Origin of the sequence: Thalassospira marina (assembly GCF_002844375.1) — a bacterium.
GTDB classification, from domain to species: domain Bacteria; phylum Pseudomonadota; class Alphaproteobacteria; order Rhodospirillales; family Thalassospiraceae; genus Thalassospira; species Thalassospira marina.
Window position 1 is genome coordinate 124980 of record NZ_CP024199.1, and the last position, 16112, is coordinate 141091.

Annotated in this window: 16 protein-coding genes; 13 read left to right on the forward strand and 3 right to left on the reverse strand. The window is 54.2% G+C overall.

The features are described from left to right. Positions 1-36: 36 nt before the first annotated feature. Positions 37-744 carry a pyrimidine 5'-nucleotidase gene (locus CSC3H3_RS00565; RefSeq protein ID WP_101283030.1) on the reverse strand — a complete coding sequence of 236 codons (708 nt, stop codon included), beginning with the start codon at positions 742-744 and terminating at the stop codon, positions 37-39. Positions 745-788: 44 nt separating this feature from the next. Between CSC3H3_RS00565 and CSC3H3_RS24285 the strand changes: the two genes are divergently transcribed. The 13 genes from CSC3H3_RS24285 (at position 789) to CSC3H3_RS00625 (ending at position 13412) form a co-directional block, all read left to right on the forward strand. Continuing rightward, the gene (locus CSC3H3_RS24285) at positions 789-1013 is read left to right on the forward strand and encodes a hypothetical protein (RefSeq protein ID WP_157831780.1); all 225 of its coding nucleotides are present in this window, start codon (positions 789-791) and stop codon (positions 1011-1013) included. A gap of 106 nt (positions 1014-1119) precedes the next feature. Beyond that, positions 1120-2814, forward strand: a complete 1695-nt coding sequence (locus CSC3H3_RS00570) for an EAL domain-containing protein (RefSeq protein WP_101283032.1) — start codon at positions 1120-1122, stop codon at positions 2812-2814. A 203-nt stretch (positions 2815-3017) separates the two neighbouring features. Continuing rightward, positions 3018-3836 carry a flagellin gene (locus CSC3H3_RS00575; protein WP_165791851.1) on the forward strand — a complete coding sequence of 273 codons (819 nt, stop codon included), beginning with the start codon at positions 3018-3020 and terminating at the stop codon, positions 3834-3836. 83 nt (positions 3837-3919) lie between these two features. Beyond that, entirely contained in the window at positions 3920-5608 is a 1689-nt protein-coding gene (fliD, locus tag CSC3H3_RS00580; RefSeq protein ID WP_101283036.1) for a flagellar filament capping protein FliD, read from the forward strand. Then, positions 5598-6098, forward strand: coding sequence for a flagellar export chaperone FliS (gene fliS / locus CSC3H3_RS00585; RefSeq protein WP_157831781.1), 501 nt, complete (start codon positions 5598-5600; stop codon positions 6096-6098). Before fliD ends, fliS begins: the two co-directional genes overlap by 11 nt. A gap of 31 nt (positions 6099-6129) precedes the next feature. Next, positions 6130-6717, forward strand: a complete 588-nt coding sequence (locus CSC3H3_RS00590; protein ID WP_101267388.1) for a sigma-70 family RNA polymerase sigma factor — start codon at positions 6130-6132, stop codon at positions 6715-6717. A 62-nt stretch (positions 6718-6779) separates the two neighbouring features. Next, the gene (locus tag CSC3H3_RS00595) at positions 6780-7523 is read left to right on the forward strand and encodes a hypothetical protein (RefSeq protein ID WP_101283040.1); all 744 of its coding nucleotides are present in this window, start codon (positions 6780-6782) and stop codon (positions 7521-7523) included. Further along, positions 7513-8016, forward strand: a complete 504-nt coding sequence (locus CSC3H3_RS00600; RefSeq protein ID WP_101283042.1) for a periplasmic heavy metal sensor — start codon at positions 7513-7515, stop codon at positions 8014-8016. Before CSC3H3_RS00595 ends, CSC3H3_RS00600 begins: the two co-directional genes overlap by 11 nt. 163 nt (positions 8017-8179) lie before the next feature. After that, a complete protein-coding gene (locus tag CSC3H3_RS00605) occupies positions 8180-8896 on the forward strand; it encodes a flagellar hook assembly protein FlgD (protein ID WP_101283044.1) in 717 nt (238 codons plus the stop codon). A gap of 17 nt (positions 8897-8913) precedes the next feature. Continuing rightward, positions 8914-10209, forward strand: coding sequence for a flagellar hook protein FlgE (gene flgE / locus CSC3H3_RS00610; RefSeq protein ID WP_101267380.1), 1296 nt, complete (start codon positions 8914-8916; stop codon positions 10207-10209). 19 nt (positions 10210-10228) lie between these two features. After that, on the forward strand, positions 10229-10711 hold the full coding sequence (locus tag CSC3H3_RS00615; protein ID WP_101283046.1) for a hypothetical protein: 483 nt from the start codon (positions 10229-10231) through the stop codon (positions 10709-10711). A 55-nt stretch (positions 10712-10766) separates the two neighbouring features. Continuing rightward, positions 10767-12488: a flagellar hook-associated protein FlgK gene (gene flgK, locus CSC3H3_RS00620; RefSeq protein WP_101283048.1), complete on the forward strand. Its 1722-nt coding sequence runs from the start codon at positions 10767-10769 to the stop codon at positions 12486-12488. Positions 12489-12500: 12 nt separating this feature from the next. Continuing rightward, positions 12501-13412 carry a flagellin gene (locus CSC3H3_RS00625; protein WP_101283050.1) on the forward strand — a complete coding sequence of 304 codons (912 nt, stop codon included), beginning with the start codon at positions 12501-12503 and terminating at the stop codon, positions 13410-13412. 32 nt (positions 13413-13444) lie between these two features. Here the strand turns inward: CSC3H3_RS00625 and CSC3H3_RS00630 are convergent, their stop codons facing one another. Both CSC3H3_RS00630 and CSC3H3_RS00635 read right to left on the reverse strand, forming a co-directional pair. Further along, positions 13445-14245, reverse strand: coding sequence for a substrate-binding periplasmic protein (locus CSC3H3_RS00630; RefSeq protein WP_101267372.1), 801 nt, complete (start codon positions 14243-14245; stop codon positions 13445-13447). Positions 14246-14403: 158 nt separating this feature from the next. Then, complete coding sequence (locus CSC3H3_RS00635; RefSeq protein WP_101267371.1) at positions 14404-16029, reverse strand: phosphoenolpyruvate carboxykinase; 1626 nt, start codon at positions 16027-16029, stop codon at positions 14404-14406. Between the last annotated feature and the right edge of the window lie 83 nt (positions 16030-16112).

Here is a 16112-nt window from a genome sequence, read left to right on the forward strand (position 1 = left end):
GGGTGTTTGCCGGTTTCACGCGATAACGACTTTATCCTATCGGGCGGCACGCTGTGCCAGCATTTCAAGGAAGGCTGGCAGATTATCGGTTTCATGGTCGATGCGCGGGTCATCGCGGCCTTCGTGCGCCCAGTCGGAATCGCTATGCACCCAAACCGTTGTCATGCCCATATCCTTGGCCGGTAGCAGGTTTTTGGCCATATCCTCGAAATAGATCGCGCGTTTCGGATCGATACCATCGCGCGTCAGCAGCTTGTCATAGGGCTGCTGTTCGGGCTTGGGGACATATTCGGCATCAACAATGTCAAAGATCGTTTCAAAATGATCGGCAATTCCCAGGCGCTCCATCACCCGGCTGGCATGGCCGCGCGAAGCATTGGTGAAAATCACCTTGCGGCAGGGCAGGCTTTTAAGGGCATTTGACAATACCGGCGAGGGGGCAATAACGGAAAGGTCAATATCATGAACTTTATGCAGGTAATCCGCCGGGTCGACCTTGTGTTCAAGCATCAGGCCGCGCAGCGTTGTGCCATAGCGCCGGAAATATTCCTTCTGGATCAAAAATGCCTGTTCCGGCGGCATGCCCAGATAATCGCTGACATATTTCTTGATCAGCACCGATACCTGCGAAAACAGATCACAGCTTGAAGGATAAAGCGTATTGTCGAGATCAAAGATCAGGATGCTTTCTTCGGTAACCACCGGCAGGGTGGCGGGATCTGTCGGCAGGACGGCTTTATTCATGGGATGGTTTCCATTATTCGGGGGCGCGGTTGCAAACCGGCAAAATGGCCGGACTTGCAAAATGGGGACTTATTCATATCGTGCCTTGGCGCGATGATGAAGACTCAATCACGATTCTATCGGGTCAGGGCTGCGCAATGTCCGGTTGCACGCGAAATTCAGGCTGGCATAATCATATAAACCAATGGCTGATGGCCGCTTATGCAGATAAAATTCGACAAAACACGCTAAAGGCGGTTTTAATTGTCAGAATGACAGACTGGGATTAAACGGTTGCAGAAATGCAGTGACCGCCAGAACGGGGGCTTCCGGGGAAATGTTCTGTTTTCACGGATTGATCAAAATGACAGTGCCGTTTAGGCGTGCGAGGGGCAATTGAATAACAGCCTTAAGAAACATGCGTCATCCTTGCGCAATGAACGTAATCGTTTTGCGGCGCTGGCGTTTGTGTGGGGCGACCTGTTGCTGGAACTTGATGAAGAGTTCCGGATTGTGTTTGCCTCGGGTGCGTCGGAAGGAATTCTGGGGTTAAGCACCCAGCAGATCGAAGGCATTCGTTTTGTTGACCTGCTTGCCAACCATTTTCGCCCGCTTGTTAGCGAAATGCTGCATGTTGCCCGGCGCCGCGGGCGGATGGACAATGTCCTGGTGCGTTTTGTCCGCCCGGACGAAAGAATCAGCCCGCCGGTATCCCTGACTGGTTATTTCCTGCCTGATCTGGGCGGGCATTTCTTTGTTGCCTTGCGGGTGACGGTCAATTCGCTGCCCCATGATGTGCTGCAATCCATCCGCCGTGATGGCCCTACCGGCCTTCTCGATGAAGAAAGCCTGTCACGCGTGGTGACCGAACGCCTGATGGCGCAGCGTGAAACCGGCCAGAACCAGAAATTTTCGCTATTTACCCTGAATGCGTTTGAACCCCTGTGCGAACGCATGGAAACCGTTGCCCGCGACGAAATGCTTTCGACCATCGGGTCGTTTTTCCGGGCGCATTCCATTGCTGGCGATACGGCAGGGCGCATCAATCGCAACCAGTTTGGCATGTTGCATAACCCCGAAGTGCGCATTGGCGACCTGGAAGAACGTATTGCCCAGTGCGCACGCGATGCGGACCCCGAGGGCAAAGGCGTTATCGTGCGGACATCGGAAACCGATTTTACCGCGCATGCCATGCCACCGGGTGATCTGGCGCGCGGCGTTTTATATTCCATCCGCCGTTTTTGCGACAAACAGGAACATAACTTTACCTTTTCGCGCCTGACCGGGCATATGCCCAATCTGGTCAATGATACCTTTGGGGCCATGCGCGATTTTGGCCAGCGTGTCGACCGGCTGGAATTTGATGCTGTGTATCAGCCGATTGTGCGTTTGCCATCGGCCGAAATTCACCATTTCGAGGTGCTGGTTCGTTTTTATCGCGAAGATGGCGAACTGATTCCCACCGACAAGCTGATCATGTTTGCCGAACAGGTCAATATGATCCATCGGCTGGATCTGGCGATGTTGCGCCGGACCCTGAAATGGATCCGCCAGCAGCTGGACGAAGGCATTGATGCCCGTGTGGCGGTCAATGTGTCGGGGATCAGCCTGTCCAACCCGGATTTCTGCCGGTCGGTTATTGCGCTGTTTGAACGCAGCAAAGAATCCCTGTCGCAATTGATGATCGAGATTACCGAAACCGCGGAAATTACCGATCTGGAACATGCGGCCAACTGGCTGTCGCGTTTCCGCCAGTATGGCGTTGAAATCTGCCTAGATGATTTCGGCACGGGGGCGGCGAATTTCAGCTATCTCAGCGCGCTGGAGGTCGATTACGTCAAGATCGACGGCCCTTCGATCCATCAATCCCTGAAAACGCAAAAAGGCCGGGCGTTCCTGCGGTCGCTGGTGGGGCTATGCCATCAGTTGGGTGTCGAGGTGGTGGCCGAAATGATCGAAACCGATGACATGCGCGATCTGGTGACCAAGGCCGGGTTTGATTTTGCGCAGGGCTATCTTTTTGGCAAACCGGAAAAGGATATTACCAGCTACTGGCGCAAATTGCGGTCGCGCCGTGGGCGCAAGCGGTAAAACATTTCGGAACTTGAAATAGGAAAATGGCGGTTTTTCGCCGTTTTTTGCATTTGATGGCAGCCCTTTTTTACGGGCTGCCATTTTTTTTGAAAAAAATGCGCCAGTTTTCCCTGTCCCGCGCGTGGATACCTGTACCGGCCGGCATTCCGGTCGGCTGGCAGGTATGTCAGATCCACCAATTCCATATAGGAGACAGGGTCATGCCCAGTATCAATACCAACATGTCGGCCACGCTGGCAGTATCGAACCTGAACAAGACGAACGACGAAATGTCGTCTGTCCTGACCGCAATGTCGAGCGGCAAAAATATCAACTCTGCTGCCGATGATGCATCCGGTCTTGCTGTTTATACGGCCATGTCGGTTGACTATGCCGCCTGGGAACAGGCCGGTGATAACGCCGATATCGCCAATGCCATTCTTGAAACCGCAGATGGCGGCCTTTCGGCTGTGTCCGATATTCTGCAGCGTATGTATGAACTGGCTTCGGAAGCGGCATCAGGTTCCGTGACCGATACCGAACGCGGATATCTGGATTCCGAATATCAGGACCTGATCACGCAGATTTCCTCGACCGTGGCATCGACCACCTATTTCGATACCCAGTTGCTTGATGGCAACTATGACGAAGGTTTTCTGGTTTCGGCTGATTCATCGGATGCGAACGCAACCATCCAGGTTACCCTTGCAACCGATTTCAGCGCCCTGACCCTGGTTGGTACGGACCTGACCGATTCCACCAATGCCACAGCCGCGCTGACCGCGCTTGATGCCGATATCAAAACGGTTTCCACAAGCCGTGCCGAAATTGGTGCGCTGGAATCCCGGTTTGATTTTGCCAGCGACGTGATCGACACCGCGTCAACCAACCTTGAAGCGGCAATGGGCGTTTACATGGATGCCGATGTCGCCGAACTGAGCGCACAGCAGACCGAACTGGGTGTGAAACTTGATTCCGCCATTCAGGCCCTGTCGGTTTCCAATTCCAATCTCGAAAAGCTTAGCCGCCTGATGCAATAGGCCGCGTTCTGACAGGATCGCGCCTTATGGCGCGGTCCTGAAGGCGCTGTTTGTTTTCACACGCGTTGTCGGGGAAACAGGTTATGTCGACCGTCAATTCTGCCACATCATCAAGCTATATCTCATCGTCTTACACTTCGGGCCTGACGGATATCGATACCGCCGCCCTAGTGCAGGATGCCTATGATGCGAAAATGGAGCAGGCAGACGTTATTGATGCGAAAATTGACGATATCGACCTGCAAATTGCCGCCTATGAGGAATTGCAGGACCTGCTTGGCACCCTGGAAGATGCCGCCGAAGCCCTGACGGCAGATGCCGAACTGGCCAGCACCCGTGATGACGTATGGGTGGGAAAAACGGCATATCTGCAATCGTCTGATTCATCGGTCAGTGCCAGCGATGTTGTTGGCGTGCTGGTGGATGATACGGCCACAACGGGCACCTATGAGCTAGAAGTCACCCAAATTGCCACGGCCCATAAAATAGCGGGCGATATCGCCACCAGTGCCACTGATGCGGCAGGTGTTTCGGGCGATCTCAGCCTTGCATTGGGCGATGGCGACAGTGTCAGCATCACGGTTGATGCCGATATGTCGCTAAACGATATTGCCGATGAAATTAACAAGCAGAAATCCGTCAGCGGTGTTTCGGCATCGGTGCTGCAAATTTCCGATAACCAGTTCATGCTGGTCTTATCGGCGGCGGATACCGGCGAAGAAATCAATTTTTCCAGCAATGGCGCGGATACATCGCTTGCCCAGTCTCTGGGGCTGATTGATGATACCGGCGCCTATGGCAATGAACTGATTGCCGCCCAGCCTGCCATTTTTTCCGTCGATGGTGTCGAAGTAACGCGTAACAGCAATACCGTCGATGACGTGATCAGCGGTGTAACTTTGTATCTGTATGATGCCGAGGAAAACACCAAAATCACCCTTGAAGTCGATAATGATGCCAGTTCGGCCTATGACGCGATCCAGGCCTTTGTCGATGCCTATAACGATTTTCGCAGTTTCGTTCTGACCAACCAGTCCTACACCGTTGGCACTGGTGCCGATGATGATGCGGTTCTGTTTGGTGACAGCCTGTTATCGTCCGTCTCGCGCGATATGTATGACGCGCTGGGTTTTCGCAGTGACAGCAGCCTGTATCAGTCGCTGTCTTCTATTGGCATTTCCTATGACGACAGCAACTATCTGGTTATCGACAGCGAAACGCTTGAAAATGCACTGGTATCGGACTTTGACAGTGTTTCATCCCTATTTTCGCTTCAGACCGACACCAGTTCGGATGACCTGCTGGTTTATGATGCTGATGGGTCCTATAGCGGCAGTTTTACCGTTAATATCACGGTTAATGATGATGGCAGCCTGGCCTCGGCCGATATCGATGGCGATGACAGCCTGTTTACCGTTAGCGGCAATAAAATCATCGGTGCCGAAGGCACGATTTACGAAGGCGTGACCCTTTATTACGGCGGCAGCGAAAACCAGTCCGTCGATGTCACGATCACGCCCGGTCTGGCCTATGGCCTTAAAAACAGCATCGATACCTATACCAACACCAGCGACGGTTTCTTAAGCGACCGTATCGAACGGCTGGAAAAACAGACCGACGATCTGGAAGACGAAGTCACCAAGATCACGCAGGACGCCGACGATTATGCCGCCAAGCTGATCGACCGTTATGCCGATCTGGAAACCAAAATGTACCAGCTTGAATTGCTGCGTGATCAGCTTGAAGCCCTATGGGGAAATAATGATGACTAAGATGAAGCTTAAAAACCGGTCCCGCACCCGCGAGGCACAGGCCCCCCGCCCGGCGCTTAATCAGTTTGTCGGTGCCAGCAGCCTTTATAACAATGCCCTGCGTACCACATCCCCCATGACCATGATGGTGCTGGCGATCACGCGTGTCCGTCAGCATTTGCGCCTGGCCCTTAAATTCCATACCGATGGCCAGTTTGACGAGGAGACTCGGGAACGGGCCATTGTGCTGGGCAAGCTGCGCGGGCTGCGCGCGGTGGTCGCCCCGGTGGATGCCCCGGAACTTTCGCGCGATCTGATGGCGTTTTATACGCGCATGTTGCGTGTCCTGACGCGCAGCAACCGCGATATCCCCCATGAAACACGATATTCTTATGTAGACCGGCATCTTGAGGCTATGGCCCGGCAGTGGAATCAGGTAGCTTTGGGCAACACGGAAACGTCCAATCCATCGCAATTACCGGAAAAATCCCGGTTCAATCAGGTTTTGTGAGGCATCGTTGGACGCAGGCCTTAGCCAGAATATGACAACAGCAAACCATGCCCGCGAGGCGGTACCGCGATCACAGGCGTTATCGACCTTAAGCGACGAGGCATTGGTCGCGCGCGTTGTGGCCGGTGACAAGGCCTCGTACCGTGTGCTGGTTGAACGTTATTATCGCGGCATCCAGGGCATTGCCCGGCGCATGGGCCTTGCCACGGGTGACTGCGAGGATGTCGCGCAGGATGTTTTCGTTCGCGTCTGGCTGCACCGGGAGCAATGGCGCCCCGATGGGGCCAAATTTAAAACCTGGCTGTATCGTGTGGCGGTTAACCGGGTGATTGATTTTAAACGCCGGGTGCGCCCGGTGGAGAATGTGGAAATTGAAGAAACCCCCGATGACGCCCTGTCACCGGTGGAAAAACTGGCCCAGCACCAGGACTTTGTCAGACTTCGGGCTGCGGTGAAAAAGCTGTCTGACCAACAACAAATTGCCATCAATCTGTTCTATGACCGTGAATTATCAAATGCAGAAGCAGCCGAAATCATGGGAATATCAGTCAATGCGATGGAATCTTTACTAAAAAGGGCCAGGAAACGCCTGAGGGAAGAATTGAAGAATATTCTTTAGGCGGTATTCTTATTGAGGATGTTCGAACAGGTAAGTTCGTCCTATGGAAAAAGCGGTGACCAGTGAATATCAGCGAATTTGAAAGCTTGCTGGATCAATATGGTTGGGACATGTCGTCCTGGCCGGAACCGCTTCGCCAGGAAGGCAACAGGTTCGTTGCGCAGAATGACGAAGCAGCCGAACTGATCCGGCATTTACACAGTCTGGAAGATGATTTTGCCGCCGACCCGCTACCGATGGGCCGGCACAAGGCGATTGACGATATTTTTGGCGCCATTGAAGCCGCCGAAAATACCGCCCGGTCCGGCACTGATGAAAACGACGACCCTGATGACCACGGCGCACGGGGAAGGCACCCCCATGCGCACAGCGCGGATGAAGACCCCGCACAGGACCATCTGGCACAGTTGTTTGAACGTGCCGGGGCTGAAAATATGCGCCGTCATATCCCGGCCGGGTCCCCGCGCCAGGATACACGTCGTCCCCATGCCGCGCAGGCCCCGGCTTATCATCATGCGGCATCGGACAGTCCGGCACCCGAACGTCCCCCGTTTCCTCAAACGGGTGAGACACGGCGTACCTTTATGATACCCGCAGTCGCCATGCTGCTTTGTGTGATTTTTGGCTTTGTCTTTGGCGTGGCATTTACCGCCCAGCAGGGCATTTCCAGCTCGGCCGAGGCCGATGAACTGCCTGTTGCAAGGATCGTGGATCGGCATCTTTACGACCTTGCAATGCCTGAAAATGAAACAACCGGGTCTCAAACCGGGCCGAATGCCGCCGAGGAAAAACCGAATGATCAATGATCGTCGCAAACCCACATCCACCGGCCTGATTTTGATGGCGTCGCTGGCCCTGAACCTGTTTGTCATGGGAGCGCTTGCGGGCAATTATTTTGCCGGTAATGGCTCTATCCTGCCATTTGAACGTCAGCCCCCCAGTTTTGATGATCGCAGGCCCGGCCCGCCGCCGGTGCGGATTTTGTTTAATCTGCGCGAAAACCTTTCGCCCGAAGGCCAGGCCGTTTTTGACGAGGAAATGGGGCCGATCATGGATGTGATTGGTAAAAACCGCGATACCGGCATGTTCCAGCGCATGGCAAAGGTGCTGCTAAAGGAACATCCGGCTGACAGTGAAATTACCGATGCCTTCCGCACGGTTTCGGAAACCATCAATGACGAGGTCGATCTGGTTCTGGATCATATGGCGCGTATGGCGGTGCGCCTGTCACCTGATGACCGCTACCAGCTTGCCATCAATACGCCGCCGCTTTCCCGTCCGGGGCATCCCGGGCCGTAAGGGTAACGGGGTTAACTGACTGTATGTATTTGATAAAAAGGGTGCCCCGGCGCCCTTTTTTCGTTTTCTGGCAAAATAATTGAAATTTGTGCGCCAGTTTTTTCCTGCCCGTCCGTGAAATCAACAAAACGATCCCTGATCATGTTATTTCCCGGAGGCGGTGATGAGTTTCCTGAGCGGTTTGACCACCAGCACCCTGAGTGCCGCAACATCGAGTGCGACGACATCTTCGTCCACATCGAGCACCAGCAGCAGTTCGGCTTCCAGCGCGGCCTCGTCGACCTACGATACCTATATGACGCTGCTGCTGACCCAGTTGCAGAACCAGAACCCCACCGATCCCGAAGATACCTCGGAAATCACCACGCAGCTTGCCACCTTCGAGCAGCTTAACCTGGCTGAGCAAAATAACAGCCTGCTGACCGATCTCAGCAGTTCGCTGCAATCGTTGCAGGGGGTTGTCGAAAACTCGGCAGCGCAGTCCTATCTTGGCACCGATATCGTTGCCCTTGGCGATAGCGCCCCGCTCGAAGATGGCGAAGCCGAGTGGTATTTCGTCCTCGATGACGATGCTGCCAGCGTCAATCTCAAGGTCACCGATGATGACGGCAATGTGGTTTATCAAACCACCACGACCGGCAATGAAGGCTCCAACAATTTTGTCTGGGATGGCACCCAAAGCGAGGGAACGGTAGCGACGTCGGGTGTTTATACCCTGTCGGTCACGGCAACGGACAGCAGTGGCAATGCCATTGATTCCCAAACCCTGATGACCGGCGTTGTATCCGCCCTTGATCTGACCGGCGATGACGCCGTGCTTTACGTCAATGGCGTTGATGTCGATCTGGACGATGTCCAGGGTGCGCAAACCGTTTCCTGATGTGAAGGATTGATATCATGAGCCTGAGCAGCGCATTGAATTCTGCCGTATTGGGGTTAAATGCCCAGTCCACCTCGCTGGGTGTTATTTCCGGCAACATCAGCAATAGCGGCACGATCGGTTACAAGGATAGCAGCGCATCCTTTTCCTCGCTGGTGACCAATCCCGGTTCATCGACCCAGGGTTACGCCAATGGTGTAACCACCAACACGCTTACCAATATCAGCTCGCAAGGTTTGCTGCAGTCGGATTCCGATGTGACCAGCCTGGCGATTTCCGGTGATGGCTTTTTCGTCGTCACCGATGCCAGCGGCGATGTGTATTACACCCGCGCTGGTGATTTTGATACCGATGACGAAGGCAACCTTGTCAACAGTGCCGGTTATTACCTGATGGGCTATGCCGTCGATGAAAGCGGCAATCCGGCATCGGGCACCGTGCCCAGTTCCACATCGGCCCTTAGCACGATCAACCTGAATGAACTTACCGGCACGGCAGATGCCACATCGAACATCTCAACCGTGATGAACCTGCCCGCCGATGCCGAAGTCGGTGACAGTTTTTCGGTCGATGTCGAGGTGTTTGATTCCCTCGGTACCAGCAATACCGTGACCTACACCTATGAAAAAACTGGCACCAATGAATGGCAGCTTACCTATGGTGACCCGGTTCTTACATCGGATGGCACCACGGTAACCGGCACATCATCGGGCGGGCCGCTGACCATTACCTTTGATGGTAACGGCAATCTTTCCGCCGTGACCGATGGCACCGGCACAGATGTAACGGGCACCTCAACGCTAAGCATTACTGGTTGGACGTCGGGTGCGAATGACAGCACGATCACCAATGATTTCGGCACGGCAGGCAGCACGGACGGATTGCAGCAGTCGGCCTCGAAAGACGGTGATGGCGATATGACGCTTTATTCCGTCACCAGTGATGGCAGCAATTACAGCGAGGTTGAATCGGTTTCCGTATCTGCCGATGGGCTGGTGTCCGTCACATTTGAAAACGGTTCCACCATGCCGATCTATCAGGTGGTTCTGGCCGATTTCACCAACCCCGATGGTTTAACTGCCTATTCCGACACGGTTTTTAAACAAAGCAACGTGTCGGGCGATTATGTGCTGAACACTCCCGGCAATGGCGGTACGGGCGATATTTCCAGCTATTCACTGGAAAGTTCCACCGTCGATACCACCACCGAATTTTCCAAAATGATCATCGCCCAGCAGGCCTATTCGGCTGCGGCCCAGGTGGTTTCAACCACCTCGGATATGTATGACACGCTGATTTCCGCGGTGAACTAGGCAACCAAAGGCCCCTGACATGACCCAAAATTCTGAAAATTCACAGGCCAGAGTTATAGCCGCTGCCGCCACGACGCAGGGCGCATCACAAATGCAGGCCGAAGGTGCAGGGGATGACCTGCGTGATATCCTTTCGCGGTTGGATACGCTGCTGGATGTTGAATGGCGCATTCTTGAACAGGCGCAATATGACCTGCTGCCCGATATCACCAGTGAAAAGGTCGTTTTGCAAAAACGTTTGCAAATCGCCATGCGGGCCGAATTTGCGCAAATGCCGGCCAAGGGGCCGCTGGCCTGCTTTAACGACAGCTATTTCATGGTTTCCGAACTGAAAAAGAAGCTTGATCGCAACAATAACCGGCTGGTTGCCCGGCGGGATGCCTGTCTGAAACGCATCCGTGCCGCCTGGCAGGCCGTGCGCCCCGATAGCGCAACCATCTATGGCCGTGATGGCGGCCTTGCCGGTGATTTTTCGCACATTCTTCTGAACATGAAACTGTGATTACCGGCTTTCCCGTTATTCCCGCTTTTCTTTTCGCGTATTGAAGGCTGCAACCATGTCCATCCGTGCCGCACAGTCAGCAGCGCTAAGCTCGCTTCAGGCCAGCCAGTCCGGCATTGCGGTGGCGTCGAACAATATCGCCAATGCCTCGGTCGAAGGGTACACCGCCAAAAGCCAAAGTCTTGCAACCAATACGCTGGCGGGGGCGACAACGGGCGTTACAGTTACGGCAACCGGTTCAACGGTTGATAGCTATCTGTTGAAATCGATCAGCCAGTCCGCCACCGAAAGCGGCTATGCCGATGTTTTCACAAACCCGCTAACCACGGTCAGTTCCGCCTTTGGCACGGTGGGCGAGGATAACTCGCTTTCGACCATGATCACGGATCTGGAAACATCGTTGGCAACACTGGCAACCAATGCCGGCAGCACATCGCAAAAATCGCTTGTTCTGGGTGATGCCAGCGAGATCGCCGATAACCTGAATTCCCTGTCGCAAACCGTGCAGGATGAACGCGGGAATGCCGATCAGAAAATCGATGAAACGGTCGAACAGGTAAATAACCTGCTTTATCAAATTCAGTCCTACAATGAACAGTTAACCGGCCTTGCCAGCAATACGGTCGCGGCAAGCGAACTGACCGATGCCCGCAACCAGGCGATCAATGACCTTTCAGCCTTGGTCAATGTCACCTATTTCACTGATTCGACCAATCAGACCCAGGTCTATCTGGGCGGCACCCAGCTGGTGGGAAGCCAGGTGAACGAACTTTCCTATACACCATCCGGTGCGGTTGGGGCCGATACCACATTTGGCGATATCACGGTAAATGGCAAAGCGGTTACCGGTTCCATTACGGGCGGCACGCTGGGCGGATTGATCGAACTGCGTGATGAAACCCTGCCCGATATCCAGGACCAGCTTGATAACCTTGCCGTAACCCTGATGGACAGCGTCAATGCGATTACCAATCAGGGTACGGCCTATCCCGGTGTCAGCGATCTGACATCAAGCCACGATGTTGCCGCGACAGATGCCCTTTCGGGCAGTGGCACCGTGCGCCTGATCGCAACGGATGACAGCGGCAATGCCGTTGAAATTGTCGATATTGATTTATCAACGGTTTCAACCGTGCAGGACCTGGCCGATGCCATCAATGCCAGCGGTAATTTGACCGCGACCTTTAACAGCGATGGCACGCTAAGCATTGGGACCAACAGTGACGATGTTAATCTCGCCATTGCCAATATGGATGCCGCGATTGGCGCTGATGACCAGGGTTTTTCCGATTATTTCGGCCTGAACGATATGTTCACCGGCACCAGTGCGGCCGATATTTCGCTTAATTCTGCCTGGGCGGATAACCCGTCCCTGCTGCCATCGGGCAGTGCATCGTCCGATGCGACACTGGCGGTGGGCGATAACGTTATTGCCGTTGGTACGGCTGATATCGCCACCAGCCTTTCCGATCTGTTTGACGATAACCTGTCATTTGACGCGGCCGGGGGCATGGGGGCGACATCGTCCAGTCTGTCGAATTATGCTGCCGAAATCCTCTCGGATGTGGCGCGCCAGGCATCCGATGCCCAAACAAATTCCGATGTTGCCAGCACCGCCTATGACGACCTGGTGGAAAGCTTTTCCAACCAGTATGGCGTCAATCTCGATGAAGAGGCCCTCACACTCAGCAATCTTGAAAGTGCCTATAGCGCCGCCGCTTCCGTTATCGATATCACCAAATCGATGATGGATACCCTGTTGGAAATGGTTCAGTAACGGTTTGATAACATGAGAGTTTCCACATCCGCCATGCAGCAATCCCTGATCACTCAGATGCGCAATGTCCAGACCCAGCTTAATACCGCGTCCGGGCAAAGCACGACGGGCATCAAATCCACCAACTATGCCGGTGTTGCCGATCAGGCCTATGTGCTGACCAGCCTTTCTGCCGAAATTTCGCAGGCATCAAGCTATGCTGATCTGGCTGAAAACATTCAGGGCCGGGTGGATGTTTATTATGACAGCCTTAACAGCATGACCGAAGTTCTGACCGAAATGCTGACCGATATTTCCGCAGCCCAAAGCAGCGGCACGGGCAGCGTGATTGGCCTTAATGAATCGGCACGTTCCGTCCTTGATACGATGGCGACCCTGTTAAATACGCAATATGAAGGCCGCTATCTTTATGCCGGGTCGGCAACCGATACCCTGCCGGTCAAGGTTGACAGCACCAGTTATGGGGCCATAACCTCGCCATCCAGCGCGGATTATTCCTATTATTCCGGTAATAGCGACGTTGCATCGGCCCATGTTGCCGATGGCATGAATGTGGAATATGGCATCACGGCCGATATGGATGCCTTTGAAAATGCATTACGTGCGCTCAACATCGTTGCCAATGTCAGCACTGATCCCATTGATACCGATGTCCTGGCCGAAGCAACCGACCTGATCAACAGCGCCCTTGATGGCATTGGCGAACAGCAAACCCGGATGTCATCGGTGCATACCGAACTGGAATCTATCATCGACATGCATACCGATTTCCAACTAACCGCCGAAGGCATGGTTTCGGACCTGTCCGAAGTCGATATCGCCGAGGCCATGGTCCGCCTTGATACCCTTTCAGTCCAGCTGGAGGCTTCGTATTCTGCCGTCGCCAAGGTCGCCGATCTCAGCCTGTTTGATTATCTGCATTAATAACGCAGGCTTAGGGGCTGTTGCTGCGTTACCTAGTTGGTCCAGGATGTGGGTTTGAAATCGGCGGCTTCGGCGACGCCGTATTTCTCCAGAATGCTATGATAAACCCCGTTGGCGCGAATGGTATTGATCCCGCGATTAAGGGTTTCCAGCAGGGAATAGGCATCATCAACCTTGCGCGAAATGCAGCTGTAATAGGGTGCCTGGCTCAGCTCGTGATATTCCAGGGCGAAGGGCATGTTGCGGTCTTTTTGCGCAACAAGAACCGGTTCGCGGAAGGAATAGATCATGTCGATGCGGTTGTTATAAAGCATTCCCAGCAGGATCTGTTCGCTGGTGGCCGTGGTCACGCTTAACCCGGCTTCTTCGGCTGCTTTTTGCAGGGTATAGCCACCAACAACGCCAACGCGGAAATTGCGCGCCCCGGCCAGTTCGGTGATATGTTGCGGCACATGGCCCGCAATTGAAAACAGGCCAATGCGCACCCGGCCCAGTTCGGCGGAATACAGCATGTCGCGTTCACGTTCCACCGTGTAGGAACATGAACAAAGCCCGTCTACCCGGCCTTCTTCGGCCAGCAGATAGGCGCGTTTCCACGGGTAAAATGGCGTGTGAACGGCAATATTGCCCACAGCAAAGGCCGCCCGCAAAATTTCCACGTCATAGCCGGGCATGGCGCCATCGCTGTCAATTTTTGACGGTGGAAAGGGATTGCAGGCCATTGTGACCGAACGGCGGGGTTTGTCATCGGCGCGGGCGGAAATGCCGGCAGCACAAAACAGGATCGTTGCCAAAAGGCCGATCCCCAATTTCCAGGCCCGAAACCATGTCATCCCAGTTCCCCCAAGCAGTCGGTTTTTCGCTTTTACGTTTTTAAGTCCCTGTTGCCGGTTTCTTTGTGAACCGTTTTTTATTTTGGCCCGTTTCGCACCATAAAAAAAGGGCCGGCCCGATTTGGGACCGACCCTTTCGGTGCTAAACAAAGCAGGTGTTATTCGGCAGCTTTGACTTCGGCGCTGTTACGAATAGCAATTTCTTTGACTGCATCATCCACATGTTCTTCGAACTTGGCAAAGTTCTTTTCAAAACGTGCGGTAAGATTTGCGGCTGCCTTGTCGTAGGCGGCCTTGTTCGACCAGCTTTCACGCGGGTTCAGAACGCTTGCCGGGACGTCGCCGCATTCGGTCGGATAGGACAGACCAAAGAACGGATCGGTCGCAAACGGAACGTCGTTCAGTTCGCCGTTCAGCGCTGCGTTCAGAAGGGCACGGGTATAGCCGATCTTCATGCGGGCACCTTCGCCAAAGCCACCACCGGACCAGCCGGTATTGACCAGCCAGCAATCCGAACCGTGCTTTTCAATCAGTTCGCCAAGAAGTTTGGCATAAACTGACGGGTGACGCGGCATGAACGGCGCACCAAAGCAGGCGGAAAACGCAGCGGTCGGTTCCTTGACACCCTTTTCGGTGCCAGCAACCTTCGCGGTGTAACCCGACAGGAAGTGATACATCGCCTGTGCCGAGCTGAGCTTTGCGATCGGCGGCAGAACGCCAAAGGCATCGCAGGTCAGCATGACAATGTTTTTCGGGTGGCCGCCACGGCCATTTTCCGATGCATTCGGAATGAATTCAATCGGATAGCACGAACGGGTGTTTTCGGTGTGGCGCTGGTCGTCAAGGTCAAGCTCGCGGGTCTGCTTGTTCATGACAACGTTTTCCAGAACCGTCCCAAAGGTTTCGGTCGTGGCATAGATTTCCGGTTCTGCTTCGCGCGAAAGCTTGATCACCTTCGCATAGCAGCCGCCTTCAAAGTTGAAGACACCATCTTCACCCCAGCCATGTTCGTCGTCACCAATCAAGGTGCGCGATGCATCGGCAGACAGGGTGGTTTTACCGGTGCCCGACAGGCCAAAGAAAATGGCGGTGTCGCCGTTCGGGCCGATATTGGCCGAACAATGCATCGGCAGAACATTTTTGGCTGGTAGAATGTAGTTGAGGACCGAGAAGATCGACTTCTTCATTTCGCCCGCATACCAGGTGCCACCAATCAGCACCATTTTGCGTTCAAAGCTGACCATCACGAAGATTTCTGAACGGGTGCCGTCCACTTCGGGGTCGGCCTGCAGGCCCGGGGCATGCAGGATGGTAAAGCCGGGGTCGAAATCGCGCAGGTCTTCTTTCGGCGGCTGAATGAACATGTTGCGCACAAAAAGGTTGTGCCATGCATTTTCATTGATGATGCGCACCGGCAGGCGGAACTGCGGGTCGGAACCGGCGTAACAATCCTGTACGAAAAGTTCGGTTCCCTGGAAGTAAGCGCGGAATTTCTGGTACATGCGCTCGAAAACTTCGGCGGAAACCGGGCGGTTGATGTCGCCCCAGTCAATATCGGCCTTGATGGAATCTTCTTCGACGAGATAACGGTCCTGTGGGGAACGGCCGGTATGTTCGCCGGTCAGGGCGACAAATGCGCCACCCTTGGCAATTTTGCCTTCCGAACGGCGGATGGCATGTTCATAAAGGCCAGCGGCGTCCAAATTCCAGTGAACGGCGCCAAGATTTTTGAGGCCATGTTTATCAAGGCCTACACGGCTGACAACGGGTCCTGATTGCAGCACGGATCTCTCCTAGTGGGAACTAAGTCTGGGGTTTAACGTGATATGAAAGCAACCCGTGGGGTGGGTCCCTGACATTGCGACAT

Coding starts and splice junctions, on each gene's coding strand:
- CSC3H3_RS00565 (WP_101283030.1), bottom strand. CDS start 744: ATGAATAAAGCCGTCCTGCCGACAGATCCCGCCACCCTGCCGGTGGTT.
- CSC3H3_RS24285 (WP_157831780.1), top strand. CDS start 789: ATGGCCGGACTTGCAAAATGGGGACTTATTCATATCGTGCCTTGGCGC.
- CSC3H3_RS00575 (WP_165791851.1), top strand. CDS start 3,018: ATGCCCAGTATCAATACCAACATGTCGGCCACGCTGGCAGTATCGAAC.
- fliD (WP_101283036.1), top strand. CDS start 3,920: ATGTCGACCGTCAATTCTGCCACATCATCAAGCTATATCTCATCGTCT.
- fliS (WP_157831781.1), top strand. CDS start 5,598: ATGATGACTAAGATGAAGCTTAAAAACCGGTCCCGCACCCGCGAGGCA.
- CSC3H3_RS00590 (WP_101267388.1), top strand. CDS start 6,130: ATGACAACAGCAAACCATGCCCGCGAGGCGGTACCGCGATCACAGGCG.
- CSC3H3_RS00600 (WP_101283042.1), top strand. CDS start 7,513: ATGATCAATGATCGTCGCAAACCCACATCCACCGGCCTGATTTTGATG.
- CSC3H3_RS00605 (WP_101283044.1), top strand. CDS start 8,180: ATGAGTTTCCTGAGCGGTTTGACCACCAGCACCCTGAGTGCCGCAACA.
- flgE (WP_101267380.1), top strand. CDS start 8,914: ATGAGCCTGAGCAGCGCATTGAATTCTGCCGTATTGGGGTTAAATGCC.
- CSC3H3_RS00615 (WP_101283046.1), top strand. CDS start 10,229: ATGACCCAAAATTCTGAAAATTCACAGGCCAGAGTTATAGCCGCTGCC.
- flgK (WP_101283048.1), top strand. CDS start 10,767: ATGTCCATCCGTGCCGCACAGTCAGCAGCGCTAAGCTCGCTTCAGGCC.
- CSC3H3_RS00625 (WP_101283050.1), top strand. CDS start 12,501: ATGAGAGTTTCCACATCCGCCATGCAGCAATCCCTGATCACTCAGATG.
- CSC3H3_RS00630 (WP_101267372.1), bottom strand. CDS start 14,245: ATGACATGGTTTCGGGCCTGGAAATTGGGGATCGGCCTTTTGGCAACG.